The organism is Rhizobium sp. 10N414, assembly GCF_056394785.1.
The window spans coordinates 101,878-115,851 of record NZ_JBFTIN010000014.1 but is presented as its reverse complement, the minus strand read 5'-3'; the positions used below and the strand labels follow the sequence as shown (position 1 = coordinate 115,851).

Sequence of the window (13,974 nt, the reverse complement as noted above, 5' to 3'; positions counted from 1 at the left end):
GCATCAGGAGCGGCTGATACCCGGTGCGACGTTGCGATACCAACCGTCGTTGATGGTGGTTTCCCAATTACCGCCCGGGAAGGTGGGGATGGTCGCCGGGATGACATCGGCATACTTCTGGCGCAGCTCCTCCGAGATGTGCTCCCAGGATACGCCCGGGAAACCGCCGATCTCGGTGATGATCGCTTCCTGCATTTCCTGGGTCAGCAGGAAGGCGGCGAGCTTCATGGCTGCGTCCGTGTTGGCACCGTTCGAGAACAGGGTCATGCGGGAGAAGCCGCCGCACAATGCGAGATCGCCCAGCTGAACGAGACCGGTCGTCTCCGGCAGAACACCTTGCGAGATCGCCTGCAGCACCTGGTCGGACCAGACAGGCGTCATCGTCACGACGCCCTGCGCCAGAAGCTGGATCGACTGCGTGTTGCCGGCCGTATAGGCGCCCTTCTCGTAGAGGGACGGCGCCAGATCGTTGAGCAGTGCCCAGGCCGGCGTCACGGCTTGGTTGGCGTAATCGGCCGTGAAGTTGTCGATCGTGAACTTCTTCGGGTCACGACCGTTGGCTTCGTGGATGGCGCGGCGAACGAAGTTTCCGCCGGAGCCACCCTTGTCGGGACGATTATAGATGAACTGGCCCGGATTGGACTTGATCCAGGCCGTCAGCTGTTCCCAGCTCCTGGGTGCATCCTTCGGGTCGAGCTTGGTCTTGTCATATGCAAGCAAGACCTGCGAGCCGCGATAGGGTAGCGAATACTTGTTGTCGAACGCGAGCGGATTGACGTGGCCGAAGCCTTCGACGTTCTGCGCCGAGAATTCGACCCAGAGACCGGCTTCAGCGCCCGCCGGCGGAAGACGTGGATCGAAGCTCTCGAAGATATCGGCCTGCGGATCCGTCTTCGTCTTGAGCGCTGCCAGAGCGCGGTCTGCAATCGCGCGCAAACCGGTGTTGTCACCGGCGTCGGTAATCTTCACGGCCAAATCCGGATGAGCCTTTTCGAAGGCGGGGCGGACGATGTTGTTCCAGAAGTCGATGATATTCGCGTCCGATCCGCTATAGAGATCGATCGTCTTTGTCGCGGCCGATGCCAGGGGCGGCAGCATCAGCATGCCGGCGGCCGCGGTTGTGGTGACAAGGAAGTCGCGTCTGTTCATAGCCCTCTCCATTGGCTCGCGTGTAGAAGGCCGTGCTACGCCCGGCGCGTCACAGACTCATGACAGCAGCGCCGATTTAGGAGAAATATTGCACAGCTGCGCAATCCATCTCATCCCCTTTGGAAAGGGAAATCATACGAGTCAGCGCGAACGGTGGATGGGGGATGCCTCTCTTGATCTGGCACGCGGAAACCTGTCGGCCGCGCTCGAAGGTTACGGGCAGCGCGGCATGGTCCGGACCGGGTGGACCAGGGACGATGCGATCACGACTTTGATCGCCGATTGGAACCGCGGCTACGATCCGGCCAAATCCCTGCGCATCGCCGTCGCGATGTCCGGATGCTGAATAAGATTGAACGGTCACGCGTTCAAGCCGGAAGACGGATCGCGGCATTTCGCGGCCGGGGACCAGATCGTCTATTCTTGTCTTCGACAACATGCGGTCGTCGGCACCGAGCACGAGGTAGTTGCCGCGCTCTATGCGATGCATCAGCAAAAGGTGGTACAACTCCTCGCCAGGAATCGCTTGAGGGTCCTATGAGATGCGACCGCATGCAATGATAATGCTGATTGAGTTCGGGCGTGAGCATTTCCCAACGGTCGCCGGTTGGCTTCGCAGCGAGCGCGACCTGGTGCAATGGGGCGGACCTGATCTGACCTATCCACTAAGCGACCATCAACTTGAGCAGATGGTAGAGGAAGGGCAAACGACACCACCATCACGGCTGTGTTGGATGGCGGTTGACGTTGCTCAAACCTTGGTGGGCCATGTCCAGCTTGCTCTCGACTGGAAGAATGGCGTCGCGCGGGTGGCTCGGGTCATAATTGCGCCTGAGGTTCGCGGAAGGGGGTATGCGTCCGCTCTATTAGAGTCGGTGGTGAAGCAAGCTTTCTCCTACGACGAGATCGAGAGAACTGAACTCAACGTATATAGCTGGAACGCGGCAGCTGTCCGAACCTACAACAAAGTCGGCTTTTCTCATGAGGGATTAAGGCGGTCATCCGTCCGGGTTGGCGATGAGAGGTGGGACACGGCAGTCATGGGCATATTGCGGCCCGAGTGGGAAGCGAGGCGATTATGACAGGAGTCCCTGCGGTATCGATCACTGGACAAGGTTCGGTGGCGGTGGGATGCGCTCGATGGATCGTAGTTGTTGTCCTCTATGATATCTGGAGAATTCCTTAGTAACTGGTCCATACACCATCGCCCGGATGGCGGACTAGGGGTTCTCCCCGATGGTCATGCAGCCTTCCAATTCATCCTCAATGTCGCGACAAAGGGTCTCATATTCAGCGGTGAGCGTGTAATCGGCATTCGATCTGAACCTGTCTCTAGCCCTGATCGCGAAAGCGTAATTCTCAAGTTCGTAGGTCCACCAGTGAGCAATTGACGCCTGGCATCGTAGATGCGGGCGACGCACGAGGAGCGACGCCAGGCCGTAACGAAACGCATCGAAAGGTGGCTGTTCCATTTTCCTCAGACCTCTGAACAGCATCTTAACACTCCCCCTGAGTTTTTGTTACAGGATCCTGAGCGCCACCGGAGCGCGAATGACTCAGTGCACAGCAGCGAGCCTAACGGCGGACTTGGCGTCTTCAGCGTTCATCCGGCCCTCTACGACGGCCCGGCACGCTTTCCATGCTCGTTGCCACTTGGCAGTGCTCTGGTTCGGCTCATGGATGAGCCATGTCAGTGCCTCCTCTGGGGAGCCGACGACAATACGAATGCGGCCGTCTCCCAGCACAAGGGGCTTCTCCCATCGGTGTACCAACATGGCCGCTCTCCAATCATGAGGGGGTATCGGGGGTATCGGGCATCCGCTCCGCCTCCCGATAGATGGGTAGCGGCCACCTTGGTTCAATCGTCGACAAGCTGAAGGATATCAAGATTTGAACATGCAGACCCTCAATCGAGCCTTCAACCCGTACAAGGAAGACAGTTGGCGAAGGAGACGCGTGCCGAGGAACTGAGGTCCGAGCGGCACGCCGTGACGAAGGCAAGTCCGGCCAGTGGAAGCCAGAGGCCGACCTGTGGTTTGCGATCAAGGCCGCGCCAGGGTCCCAGCGCTGACCATCCGCACCTGTCATTGAGGAGAGGGCGCCTAGCCTGAGCCTTATCGAGCGCAATCTTGCCAATGCCGGCTTCGAATCCTTCATGCCGACCTACCGGATCGTAGTGAAGCATCATCGGAACAAGAAGTTTATCGTGCGCCGCTTCCCGATCTTCACCGGCTATGTATTCGTCAACCTGCCGACACAGCGGTTCGTCCCGGTCGAGGCCGTGGAGGGTGTCGGGAAACGTCTGAAGTACAGCCGGACCTACGGCGAAGCCCCAGAGCCGTTCAGCTTCCAGCGAGAAGTGATTGATCGCCCCCGATACATGGTCTGGGAGACGACCAGGAGTACCTGCTGGAAAGGGCCTCACGCATGCGACAGGAGGAAGTTGATCGGGAGATGATGGAGGCCAAGAAGGCTGCATCAAGAGCTAGCCGCAAGATCCGGAACGCCGCACTCGACTCTCGGTCGGCCGCAACGCCTATCCCGCTAGAGTTTTCCACTAGCGGTAGGTTCTGATACCACTATTGCAGTACGTGCGATGGATGGTTGGTTGTGCTCTTATGGGCGTGGCCCAAATTCGGCCTCTGTAACAATGCTCGGGGGTCCGCGAACCCCTGCGGACCTCTTAATTCCCCCAAATTATTTAGTCGCACTAATGCAAACGAGGCGTCGCACTTTCATCGTCGAGCGATATTTTTCGCATGGCTTGCAAAGTCGCTCGCAAGCAGAGAGGCGCACTGCCATGCGGAACCCCAAACAAGGCCAGTGCGCCTCTCCCCCACATGTCTCAAAGCGACGCAGCTGCCGTGAAGAATGCGTCGATCTGCTCCTCCGTGAAGCCCATGGCGGCGAAACCCGCTGCCATCATCGGCTCAGTCCGGACGAACGATCCGGAATACGCATAGCCGATCTGAACTGCCTTGGACTGCGAAGCGCTCCAAGCGTCGACTTCCTCCAGGAGGCGGCGGCTAGACACTGTAGCTTGAACTGCCCAGCGGAAACGCTTTCTACTTTCCGCTCCATGACGGGCCCCGAGGCGATGAATTCCGCCTCTTCCTCCGGGGTCATCTCATACTCGACACCATTGACGATTTTCTTCAGCCGCGCAGCGCCGTTCTCCGCGAGAACCGCGGTGTAGTTCCCCGATTTCTCTTGCTATTCAACGGCCAATGATAGCTAGGTCTGTTTTCACGAGGAGACTGCGCAAATGGCCAAGGGTCAGGTACGAAGCAACAAGGAAGTTAGGAAGCCCAAAAAGGACAAGGCTGCCCCCAAAAGCGCCCCGCCCACTCTAGGTTCTCAGGTCAAGGATAGCCAAAGCGGCTTGAAGAAGAAGTAAGGTATGCAGAGGCGAAATACAGTCGCCTGTTCTACGTCCACGCAATAAGGAGGCCGTAGTGTCAAACCAAAGACCGCGACGCGGCAAAGCCGATCCGGGGTTCTCGGGGCGTGAACCATACCACGTTGCAACGTTTGCAGAGAAGCACGGCATCGCCACGTCCGATGCACAACGCATCATCAAAATGCATGGATCTGACCGTGATGCTTGTGACAAGGCCGCTAACCGGCTGAAATAGCATAGACAGCCGAGGGCGGCGGGTGAAGGGTCGATTGCGGCTGTACCGTTCGGCTCGTAACGCCAGGTCTTATTGCTGTGGCCGGGAGCGCCGAAACAGACGCCTGATCTCCAGACCAATTAATGTCGCTGCAGCGGGAAACGCCACTTGCAGAGCATAGTAGACAAGTCGAAGGAAATCCGGGTCGGGAGCACTCCACAAGTTGCCCCCACTCGAGATACCGAGGTCTATGTATTGCTCGATCCATCGGAAAACGGCGTCTGCCACTTCCTCCGGCCCTGCCCCGACCTTGTCGGAAAGCCGCTCTATATCAACGTTGATCAGATCGCCTCGGTGAGCCAGCCGGGCAACCAAACGGTGGTCGTCGTACCTGCCCCAGGACGAGACGGAGCCCTTGCATACGCCGTTGATGAACCCTGGAGTGTGCGGAGGGGGAGGTTCCGGGAAGGGGTCCAGCCGACCGCACAACCTCCCTGTCGCTCCATGGGAGGCAGACACCGGGATTTTACAAGCAACCCATAAAAATGCACGTACTCGGGATGCCGCCGTTCCATCGAATCAACCGACCAATGCGCTAAGCCCCAGGGTGCGGTGCGTTGGCAAGCGCCATCGACAGGCTTTCGCGCGTCCTGAAGCCGGCTTCTATCAGGTCGAGTGCTGTGGCGGTTACAGCGCCGGCGCACTCACTCTTCGGGTCCGTTTGGTTGCCTTGCCGTGCGTTGACGACGGAGGGGAGGACTTCAACCTCTACGCTTTCCAATGTGATGAAGGTGGGGAATTGCATGGTAACGCTCCTTACACAATGGCAAGAGCGCTGAGGGTCTCTCAATCGGACCGTGCCGTGCATCTGGTCCAACAAACCCACGCCTCATTCGACGTAAGGGGAACAAGATGTCTCTGAGCGGGTTCACAGAATGGGCAGCGAGCTGTGTAACGCCAGTTGGCTATTTCTTTCGCGCAGAATCGGAGACTTTGTGTCGGTACCGGGATGGGTCATCGTAATCGTTGAGCGCAACCGCAAATCCCACAAGATCACATCGGCAACTGAAGCCCTTGATATTCTTTTCACGAATTGGCCGGTCGTAAGCGGCACTGCTTTCGTCTTAGCACTGGAAGCCTGCGCAGGAGCGATCAGCGGTGCGGTGACACAGGAAGAGGCCCAGTCCGCATTCCTTGCGGCAGCCATTGAAGCAAAGGTCATATTCAGGATCGCCTGAGCAGGAAAGCAGCCGGCCGATTATCAGATTGACCCTGAGCACTCCGCTGATCCCATAAAAAAACCCCGCAGCGTTGCGGGCGGGGAGTTTATCGATCGGTGAAAAGGTCGCAGCATGCGCGCATCGCATAGGAAACCCGCCGGCATTCGCGGCCGACGGGTTTCGATAGCTAGAAATTAAAATACACGCCCACACCGGACCTGCGATGGTAGGGGTAGTAGTCGCGATAGCCGTATCGCGGATAACCGTAATACCGCTGATGGCCGTAGTACCGTGGACGGTAGCACGACCCGTAATACCGGCAATCGCGATAGGCGTAGCGCCGGTCCTTATAGTGGCCGTACGCATGTCCATTTCCGTGGCCGCGGTGTTTGACCTGCTCGACGTCAGTGGCGTGCAAAGGTACTGCATTTGGCACAACGATCGGCGCAGCGTCAACCGGAAGGGCGAACGATCCAGCCATGATCATGGCGGCGAGTGAGGGCATGAGCTTCTTCATCATCGGAACATCCTTTCGGGATGCGAGTCTGAGGGAATGGGTATTAACCTCCGATGAACGGCTGCTCGTTGAACTCCGGCTGGCTTCTTATGCTGGCGTTGGAGACAAGTGGTGAATGAACTTGACGCATTGAGCGCTCAACGCCATTTCAACTCCGCGCTCGGGCGGGTGCGAACCCCAAACCCATCGGCATGCGGCTGTCGGCAACCTCTTCAAGGAGAGGCGCTATGCGCATGGTCTATCACCCGTCCGACTTCATCGGGGCATGAACTCCGGTACTCCTGCACCAAATGCCAACGAAGCGGATCGATGCCCGCCGCGGGTGCCCTCGCCCGTTACGGGAACAAGGCGTTGCCTGAGCTTCGCTATGACTTCGCTCGAGAATTCGGATGCGAGCGCGGACCCAACGCACCATTCAATGACAAGTGCGCGATAAGGTACGACAGCTCGGCAGAGAAGATGCTGGGCATCGAGGTGCCGCCGCCTAAGGCCGATCACGAAAGAGCACTCGGCGAACTGGCGCAGTATGAGGCGCTGTTTGCGCTATGTCTGGAGTGCAACCGCCGGAAGCCTATCGATCGCTGGGGGATACAGAAGAAGGTCGGGAAGGGATTGACGCTCGCTCAACTCGCCGGCCTCATGCGCTGCAAGTGTGGGCACAAGGGCGCCCTCTTGATGGTGAGGCATTTGTCGCGAGACTGAAGGGAGGTTTGGGAATGTGCGGACGCATCTACATCAAGGCAACTCTCGAGGAGATGCTGCAGAACTTCGCGTTCGCCGACCGCGGTGACGTCGGGAGCCTCAGCAACCAGTTCCCGAGGTATAACGGCGCCCCTTCCCTCTACTATCCGATCATCATTCGCGACATGGTGCGCGAGCCTGATATCATGGGGCCGGTCTTCGTTTCAGCTCGTTGGGGCCTCCAACCGTCTTGGATGAAGCCGGGAGGCCGACCGCCTCCGATCAACGCACGCCGCGAGGGCATCGCCACCAATGGCCTGTTCAAGTCGGCGTATCGATTACGTCGGTGCCTCGTGCCAATCAACGGCTACTTCGAATGGAAGGACATCTACGGGACGGGCAAGAACAAGCAGCCCTACGCGATTGCCATGGCCGATGACAGCCCATTCGCGCTCGCCGGCATATGGGACACATGGCGAGATCCAACCACCGGCGTTGAGATCCACAATTTCGCGGCCATTACGTGCCCACCAAACGAGATGATGGCGACAATCCATGACCGAATGCCCGTCATCCTGCATCGAGGCGATTACGACCGGTGGCTATCACCGGAGCCAGACCCGGACGACCTCATGAGGCCCTTCCCCGCCGAACTGATGAAGATGTGGCCGGTCGACAGAAAGGTCGGCTCGCCAAGGAACGATACGGCGGACATCATCGACGAGATCGACCCTGATCCCGAACCGACGATGATCTGATCGAGGGGCCGGGCCAGCGCCTAGTCGCAGACGTTCCTGTATCGCACAACCCGGTGGCCGTGGCGGTATCCGTAGTACCTCTGTGTCCAGCAGCGTTGGGCGTCGCGATACCCCGGGCCATCGTAGTCGTCATCGTACACGTAGCGTGGTGAATGGCGATAGTACCGCGGGGCTGGCGGATCATCGTAGTAGCGAGGGCCGGTGCCATACTCAAAGTAGATCTGAGAGAATGCCGGCGACGCTGACAGCGTAGTCGCGAACGCCAGCGCTGCGATAGCGAGCTTCTTCATGTCTTATTCCCATTCCGGTTTGCGCATAGACGTTGGTAAGGCGGTGTCTCACGCTTCGGTCTTAATACGTCATTAGCGTTGTTCCTGAACATCGGACCTAAGTCCGAGATGGATCGGACTCGGGTCTGGTGGCTTCAGGACCTTTGTCCGACTGTTCAAGCCAGCCCTATCCCGCATAACTTGTGCCGTCCAACCCCACCGGACACCGGAATGCTCCGGCACGCCCCTCGTGTGCAAACCCCTCGGAGCTTCCGGAGCCGGCCTCATAGCGCAACCCGCAGCGAGAGCGCTCGAACCACAACACTGAGGTTCCGGCGTGTATTTTGTCGATGACTGATATTAGTGGTTGGTGTAATTTTTCTGTGTCTGCCTCCCATGGAGCGACAGGGAGGTTCCGTGGTCGGCTGGACCCCTTCCCGGAATCTCCCACTTCTGCCGGAATTTAGGTCGGGGCACCACAACGTCATGGCTGCGAAAGCATCCAATCAGCATGTGTCAAGCGAAGCGAGGAATTGACCCCTTGGAGGTGCGGACGAATTCTTGGACTAACAGGAGATAGTTCATGTATTCGTACGAAGACCGCATGAGGGCCGTGCAGCTCTACATCAAGCTCGGCAAACGCGCGAAGGTCACGATCCGTCAGTTGGGCTACCCGACGAAGAATGCTCTCAAGCATTGGTGTAGCGAGTACGAACGTGGTCACGTCTTGGCGGCGGGTTATGTACGCACCAAACAACGGTATTCGGATGAGCAGAAGCGGATTGCCGTCGAGCACTATCTGAGCCATGGCCGTTGCCTGGCATGGACGATGAAGGCGCTTGGCTACCCTCTCGGCCTGGATCGATGAATATGATCCCGACGCCAGGCGGCGGGTTGTTGGCAACATCGTAACCGTTACGCCCCGATCGGACCAACAGAAGCGAACGGCTGCGATTGATTTGTGCTCTCGTCGTGAGAGTGCACGCTCGTTGGCTCAGGAGGTAGGCGTCAGCCGGCAGACGCTGTACAACTGGAAAAACCAGCAACTCGGTCGTGAGGTTCCTGCATCCATGACACGCCGCCGCGATTTACCACCGACAGCCAGCCGTGACGAACTGGAGCGCGAACTCGAGGCGCTGCGCAGAGATGTGCAGCGCCTGCAACTCGAACATGACCTGCTAACGAAGGCCAACGAACTCATAAAAAAAGATCTGGGCATCGACCTGCGGCTCCTGGCAAATCGGGAAAAGACACTGCTGGTTGATGCCCTGCGACAAACATATGCATTACCCCAACTCCTCACGCGGCTTGAGTTTGCCCGCAGCTCCTATTTCTATCACCGGTCTCTGCTTTCCCTCGATGACCGATACGCAGAGCTTCGCCAGACCATTATGACGCTCTTCGAAACCAATCGTAATTGCTATGGCTACAGACGTATTCATGCGGCACTGGTCAGAAGAGGAGAACAGGTCTCCGAAAAGGTCGTACGCCGCCTGATGAAGCAGGAACAGCTTGTCGTGGCTACGGTGAAGCGGCGTCGGTACACCTCTTATCAAGGCGAACTGGACGCCGCGCCGGAAAATCTGGTCAATCGTGATTTCCACGCTGCGGTGCCAAACGAGAAATGGCTCACCGATATCACCGAATTCCAGTTGCCGGCGGGCAAAGTGTATCTGTCGCCGATGATCGACTGCTTCGACGGGCTGGTGGTCAGTTGGTCTGTTAGCACGCGTCCGGACGCCGAACTCGTAAATACCATGCTTGATGCCGCAATCGAAACGATCAGCGATAGTTCCGAGCGACCCGTCGTGCATTCTGATCGGGGTGCCCATTATCGCTGGCCTGGCTGGCTGTCGCGCATACACAATGCTCAGCTCGCCCGGTCCATGTCACGCAAAGGATGCTCACCGGATAACGCGGCCTGCGAGGGCTTCTTCGGACGGCTCAAAAATGAGATGTACTACCATCGCAACTGGATCAACACGACGCTTGAAGACTTCATGCAGCAGGTAGATTCCTATATCCGGTGGTACAATCAGCATCGCATCAAAATCTCACTCGGTGGCCTGAGCCCCTCGGAATACCGCCGGAACCTCGGAATTGTAGCATAGGCAGTCCAAGAATTCGTCCGCACCTCCCTTGGGCGAAACGAAGATTTGACCCCCTTCATTGATTGGTCGTTTCGTTTGGTTCAAGCGCCGCTCCGGCCTTCTGCAGAAGGCCGGAGCGGCGCTTTTCGCGAAGCCGGTAGCTGTCGCCTCGGATGGTGATCACGGTCGAATGATGAAGCAGGCGGTCCAGTATCGCCGTGGCGACCACGGGGTCACCAAAGACGCTTCCCCATTCTCCCACAGAGCGGTTGGAAGTGATCAGGATTGATCCCTTCTCGTAGCGCCGAGAGACCAATTGGAAGAACAGGTGTGCGGCGTTGGCTTCGAATGGAAGATAGCCGAGCTCGTCGATGATCAGCAATTTCGGCCGCGACAAGATCGTCAACTGCTTGTCGAGCGAACCATCGTTGTGTGCTTTGGCCAGCATCGCTACCAACGTGGCAGCGGTCACGAACTGCACGTTGTAGTTCTGACGTATCGCCTCGCGGCCAAGGCTGACAGCAAGGTGGGTTTTACCGGTACCAGGAGGCCCAAGGAATAGCACCGTATCGCCGTGAGCGATCCAGCGGCAGGTCGCCAGTTCCCTGATTTGGCCATGATCAAGCGACGGCTGCGCCTCGAACTCAAAGCCGTCGAGTTCGCGCACGAACGGGAACTGCGCCAGCTTGCTCGACATGGAGATGCGCCGCTCATCGCGCCGGGCGATCTCTCGCGATACCAGGAATGCCAGAGCTTCGCACAAGTTCATCTTCGAGCGGGCCGCCTCGTCAAGCAGAGTGTCGAGCTGATCGCGGATCGCCGTCAGTTTCAGTCGATCGAGTGTTGCGATGAGCAGGTCGTGATCCACGTTCGTCATCACCAGCCTCCTCCAACAACCGCCTCGTATTCGGCGAGCGGCCGCAGCAAGGCGGCTGGCGCTATCTCAACTGGAGTGCGCACCAGTCCTTCGCTACCAGCGACGCCAACAAAATGGGACCGGTCCACGATGCGTTGTCGCCGTCCCTGGCAGAGAGCATGATCGGCCACTACCTGGCCCGCGTGACGGATGATCACACGGCCTGCCAGCACAACGACTTGAACGCTCTCGCCGATTAGGCGCCAAGGTACCGAATAGCTGTTCGTGTCGAGGTCTATCGCGCAGTCGGCCTGAACTTTGCGCACGAGATCGCGTAATTGTCCAAACGGTGCGCGACCAGCCAGCGGACGAAGCGCGTCCGCCTCCGCAGCAAAGCGCTCCGTCGGCGCTACGCCGGTCGTGCCATGTTCACGCTGGTCGGCAACCTCGCGTATCCACCGGGCCAGATGCGCCTCGAACGACGCCCAGCTCTCGAACCGGCGACCGGCGATCGCGTTCTTCTTGACGTAGCCGACTCCGCGCTCGTCCTTGCCCTTCGTACGGGCGCGATATGGTGCGCAAGCTCGTGGGGTGAAGCCCCAGTAACGAGCAAAGGCATGCAATCGCGCATTGAACCGCACTTCCCGGCTGACCGCATCGTGGTGCTCGACCAGCGGCTTCGCATTATCCAGCAACACCTCGTTGGGAACGCCACCAAATCGAAGGAACGCACCTTCCATTCCTTCGAACCAGTCGGTTTGCCCCTCTCGCAACGAGGCTCGGATATGTATGCGTCTCGAGTAACCCAACGTTGCGACAAACACGTACACCCGAAGCCGTTCACCGCCGATCCATACGCGCGTCTGGCCAAAGTCGATTTGCAACTGGCGACCTGGTGGAGTTTCGAACCGAACTGTCGCACGCTTCTGTGCCTTCAACTCCCGTCGCCACTGCCGAACTCGAAGCTCTACAGAACGCAGGCCGATGACAATTCCGTGCTCGCTCGCCAACTCCTGGCGGATTACATCCGCATTGCCGTCATGACGGAAAAAACGTTCTCGCAACCAATCGTCCAGCCCGTCAAACGAACTGCGCCGAGCAGGTTTCTTGAAAGGCGAGACGCCGCCTTCCCGCAAATATCGGCGAACCGTGTTGCGCGCACATCCAAATTCCCTAGACAGCCGCTTGGCACCCCAACCAAGCGCATGTAGTCGCAACATTGCCACCACCTCATCAGCCTGAAGCATATCCCCGCCCTGCATCGTTCGCGACAATGCAGGATGCAATAAAATCTCGCTCGTCATCCAACTCTCCTCGTTTTGACACGAGGGGGTCAGTTCTTCGCTTCGTTAGGGGGTCAGTTTCTCATTTCGCCCGACAGCATGGACGCAAGCCTAGAGCATTTCGAGCTCCACCGAAGCGGGACAAACGGGAGATGGGGCAATGATTTATACTAGCTGCTTAGTACTTTTGCGCGGATAGAAACCTTTGCGGGTAAGTGTATATTAGGAGCGTCGCAACCTGGGATGTGACGGAGCGAAGCCTTCGTCTCGCGGATCCCCGCCGCCAACGAGACTTCACTTCAGAAATAGTGGCAGGGAGGTTCGACCCTCTCATGAACCTCCCTGTTTTAATCGGCGCTCATGCCATAGCACACTCGGGGTCGCCGCTGGCTCCATTGTTTGCATAACCATAGCACGAGATGAAGGCGCCTTGAGGCTCCGGGGCAGGCCGCCAGCCAACTCGGAATACTGGGCGGCCATCTGGATTTCTCATGTGTGCCTCCCAGTTCAATCTTCTCGAGATGTAGTCGCCAGTAGTGACGCCCGTCTCGCGGCCGTTATTCCGCAGCTACGGCAGTGCGGCTGCTGTTCAATGCAATGAGACCCTTTGCGCGCTCAAGCGATGCGCTCTGCTCGTTGCGATAGCGGGCGCCGATTTCCATCATCAGAACGGTGCCGGGCAGGAACTCAAGCTCGCTGAAAATATCCTCCCAATCAATGTCACCCCAGCCAAGCGGCATGTGCAGGTCGCCGATGCCGAGCGCGGTCGATTCCTGAAGATGATAGGGCTTGTAGAAGGCCTGCGGACGACCGAAGGAATCATGGACGTGCAGGTGGCCGGCAACGGGCGCCATGGCGCGGATCTGTTCGCGGAAGTTCAGGCCGCGATAGGTCGCCTCTATATAGGCATGGCTGAAGTCGATCAGCGCCACCAGGTTCGGATGGCCGACCGCGTTAACCGTCTCGGCAACCTCGGCCGGCGTCTGCCGGTACTGGCCCGGTTCCGTGGTGAAGATGTTTTCGAAGGCGATGCGCACGTCGTAGCGTTTGGCATGTTCAGCCAGCTCGAACAGAGCCTCGCGTTCGCGCTGATCAGCCGTGGCGCGCTCGAACAGCTGGTCGGCGCGCAAGTGGCCGCCATGCTGTACGATCACCCTTGCACCGATCCGATCGCAGACCTCGACGAGCGCCTTGGCGGCATCGATCTGATAGCGTGCGGTTGCCGGATCCATGAAGTTGGACGATACGAGCCCATGGACCGTGTAGCGGAATGGAAACTGGGCGGTCAGTGCGGCCAGGCGTTCTGCGCGATCCTTGACGACGCGGCCACCGGCGATCAGGTCGATGGTCGTCAGGCCGAGTTCGACGGTCTCCACACCGAGGCCAGCAAGGCGGCGCAGATCGGCTTCGAGGCTGTCGAGTTCTCCGTCGGTGGAGCCGGAATTGAAGCCGGTCGAGATGATATTGCTCATGGGCATGTCCTTTGTTGATTGTGTGTGAACTGCGGCGGTGTCGCCGCAGAATGGAGAGGTCTGGC

14 protein-coding genes and 1 pseudogene are annotated in these 13,974 nt (G+C 58.5%); 7 read left to right on the top strand and 8 right to left on the bottom strand.

The annotated features are described in order from the left end of the window. Window positions 1–3: 3 nt before the first annotated feature. Window positions 4–1,149 carry an extracellular solute-binding protein gene (locus tag AC1DE4_RS15345; RefSeq protein ID WP_477881956.1) on the bottom strand — a complete coding sequence of 382 codons (1,146 nt, stop codon included), beginning with the start codon at window positions 1,147–1,149 and terminating at the stop codon, window positions 4–6. Window positions 1,150–1,306: 157 nt separating this feature from the next. Between AC1DE4_RS15345 and AC1DE4_RS15340 the strand changes: the two genes are divergently transcribed. Further along, on the top strand, window positions 1,307–1,495 hold the full coding sequence (locus AC1DE4_RS15340) for a hypothetical protein (RefSeq protein WP_192240995.1): 189 nt from the start codon (window positions 1,307–1,309) through the stop codon (window positions 1,493–1,495). Window positions 1,496–1,712: 217 nt separating this feature from the next. Beyond that, window positions 1,713–2,231, top strand: a complete 519-nt coding sequence (locus tag AC1DE4_RS15335; protein WP_477881953.1) for a GNAT family N-acetyltransferase — start codon at window positions 1,713–1,715, stop codon at window positions 2,229–2,231. 474 nt (window positions 2,232–2,705) lie between these two features. Here AC1DE4_RS15335 and AC1DE4_RS15330 read toward each other — a convergent pair whose 3' ends face one another. Further along, complete coding sequence (locus AC1DE4_RS15330; protein ID WP_477881951.1) at window positions 2,706–2,924, bottom strand: DUF982 domain-containing protein; 219 nt, start codon at window positions 2,922–2,924, stop codon at window positions 2,706–2,708. A gap of 311 nt (window positions 2,925–3,235) precedes the next feature. Between AC1DE4_RS15330 and AC1DE4_RS15325 the strand changes: the two genes are divergently transcribed. Further along, the gene (locus tag AC1DE4_RS15325) at window positions 3,236–3,607 is read left to right on the top strand and encodes a transcription termination/antitermination NusG family protein (RefSeq protein ID WP_477881983.1); all 372 of its coding nucleotides are present in this window, start codon (window positions 3,236–3,238) and stop codon (window positions 3,605–3,607) included. 387 nt (window positions 3,608–3,994) lie between these two features. Here the strand turns inward: AC1DE4_RS15325 and AC1DE4_RS15320 are convergent, their stop codons facing one another. Together AC1DE4_RS15320 and AC1DE4_RS15315 are read right to left on the bottom strand one after the other, a co-directional pair. Continuing rightward, on the bottom strand, window positions 3,995–4,183 hold the full coding sequence (locus AC1DE4_RS15320) for a hypothetical protein (RefSeq protein ID WP_477881949.1): 189 nt from the start codon (window positions 4,181–4,183) through the stop codon (window positions 3,995–3,997). Window positions 4,184–5,358: 1,175 nt separating this feature from the next. Continuing rightward, window positions 5,359–5,568 carry a hypothetical protein gene (locus tag AC1DE4_RS15315; RefSeq protein WP_025660285.1) on the bottom strand — a complete coding sequence of 70 codons (210 nt, stop codon included), beginning with the start codon at window positions 5,566–5,568 and terminating at the stop codon, window positions 5,359–5,361. Window positions 5,569–5,698: 130 nt separating this feature from the next. Here AC1DE4_RS15315 and AC1DE4_RS15310 point away from each other — a divergent pair, with 130 nt between their 5' ends. Further along, window positions 5,699–6,001 (top strand): DUF982 domain-containing protein, encoded by a 303-nt coding sequence (locus tag AC1DE4_RS15310; RefSeq protein WP_084659703.1) that lies wholly within the window; start codon window positions 5,699–5,701, stop codon window positions 5,999–6,001. 169 nt (window positions 6,002–6,170) lie between these two features. On the opposite strand, the gene AC1DE4_RS15305 is transcribed toward AC1DE4_RS15310, so the two are convergent. Continuing rightward, window positions 6,171–6,500 carry a hypothetical protein gene (locus AC1DE4_RS15305; RefSeq protein ID WP_477881981.1) on the bottom strand — a complete coding sequence of 110 codons (330 nt, stop codon included), beginning with the start codon at window positions 6,498–6,500 and terminating at the stop codon, window positions 6,171–6,173. A 309-nt stretch (window positions 6,501–6,809) separates the two neighbouring features. Between AC1DE4_RS15305 and AC1DE4_RS15300 the strand changes: the two genes are divergently transcribed. The 3 genes and pseudogenes from AC1DE4_RS15300 to AC1DE4_RS15290 all read left to right on the top strand — a co-directional run bounded on the left by AC1DE4_RS15300 (window position 6,810) and on the right by AC1DE4_RS15290 (window position 10,319). Beyond that, window positions 6,810–7,202 (top strand): hypothetical protein, encoded by a 393-nt coding sequence (locus AC1DE4_RS15300; RefSeq protein WP_477881947.1) that lies wholly within the window; start codon window positions 6,810–6,812, stop codon window positions 7,200–7,202. 14 nt (window positions 7,203–7,216) lie between these two features. Beyond that, window positions 7,217–7,939 (top strand): SOS response-associated peptidase, encoded by a 723-nt coding sequence (locus AC1DE4_RS15295; protein WP_477881945.1) that lies wholly within the window; start codon window positions 7,217–7,219, stop codon window positions 7,937–7,939. 852 nt (window positions 7,940–8,791) lie between these two features. Beyond that, window positions 8,792–10,319, top strand: a pseudogene (locus AC1DE4_RS15290) (IS3 family transposase). Window positions 10,320–10,374: 55 nt separating this feature from the next. On the opposite strand, the gene istB reads toward AC1DE4_RS15290, so the two are convergent. From istB to AC1DE4_RS15275, 3 genes are all read right to left on the bottom strand, one after another. Further along, window positions 10,375–11,175: an IS21-like element ISSme2 family helper ATPase IstB gene (gene istB, locus AC1DE4_RS15285; protein ID WP_477881943.1), complete on the bottom strand. Its 801-nt coding sequence runs from the start codon at window positions 11,173–11,175 to the stop codon at window positions 10,375–10,377. Further along, complete coding sequence (istA, locus tag AC1DE4_RS15280) at window positions 11,175–12,458, bottom strand: IS21 family transposase (protein ID WP_477881941.1); 1,284 nt, start codon at window positions 12,456–12,458, stop codon at window positions 11,175–11,177. The genes istB and istA overlap by 1 nt, the downstream gene beginning before the upstream one ends. Before the next feature lie 536 nt (window positions 12,459–12,994). After that, the gene (locus AC1DE4_RS15275) at window positions 12,995–13,909 is read right to left on the bottom strand and encodes a TIM barrel protein (protein WP_477881939.1); all 915 of its coding nucleotides are present in this window, start codon (window positions 13,907–13,909) and stop codon (window positions 12,995–12,997) included. Window positions 13,910–13,974: the final 65 nt, after the last annotated feature.

Bases quoted from the DNA above. Each gene is read 5' to 3' on its own strand.
- istA (WP_477881941.1), bottom strand. From the start codon at position 12,458: ATGACGAGCGAGATTTTATTGCATCCTGCATTGTCGCGAACGATGCAG.
- AC1DE4_RS15275 (WP_477881939.1), bottom strand. From the start codon at position 13,909: ATGAGCAATATCATCTCGACCGGCTTCAATTCCGGCTCCACCGACGGA.
- AC1DE4_RS15315 (WP_025660285.1), bottom strand. From the start codon at position 5,568: ATGCAATTCCCCACCTTCATCACATTGGAAAGCGTAGAGGTTGAAGTC.
- AC1DE4_RS15330 (WP_477881951.1), bottom strand. From the start codon at position 2,924: ATGTTGGTACACCGATGGGAGAAGCCCCTTGTGCTGGGAGACGGCCGC.
- AC1DE4_RS15305 (WP_477881981.1), bottom strand. From the start codon at position 6,500: ATGAAGAAGCTCATGCCCTCACTCGCCGCCATGATCATGGCTGGATCG.
- AC1DE4_RS15340 (WP_192240995.1), top strand. From the start codon at position 1,307: ATGGGGGATGCCTCTCTTGATCTGGCACGCGGAAACCTGTCGGCCGCG.
- AC1DE4_RS15295 (WP_477881945.1), top strand. From the start codon at position 7,217: ATGTGCGGACGCATCTACATCAAGGCAACTCTCGAGGAGATGCTGCAG.
- AC1DE4_RS15335 (WP_477881953.1), top strand. From the start codon at position 1,713: ATGCTGATTGAGTTCGGGCGTGAGCATTTCCCAACGGTCGCCGGTTGG.
- AC1DE4_RS15310 (WP_084659703.1), top strand. From the start codon at position 5,699: ATGGGCAGCGAGCTGTGTAACGCCAGTTGGCTATTTCTTTCGCGCAGA.
- istB (WP_477881943.1), bottom strand. From the start codon at position 11,175: ATGACGAACGTGGATCACGACCTGCTCATCGCAACACTCGATCGACTG.
- AC1DE4_RS15345 (WP_477881956.1), bottom strand. From the start codon at position 1,149: ATGAACAGACGCGACTTCCTTGTCACCACAACCGCGGCCGCCGGCATG.
- AC1DE4_RS15300 (WP_477881947.1), top strand. From the start codon at position 6,810: ATGCCCGCCGCGGGTGCCCTCGCCCGTTACGGGAACAAGGCGTTGCCT.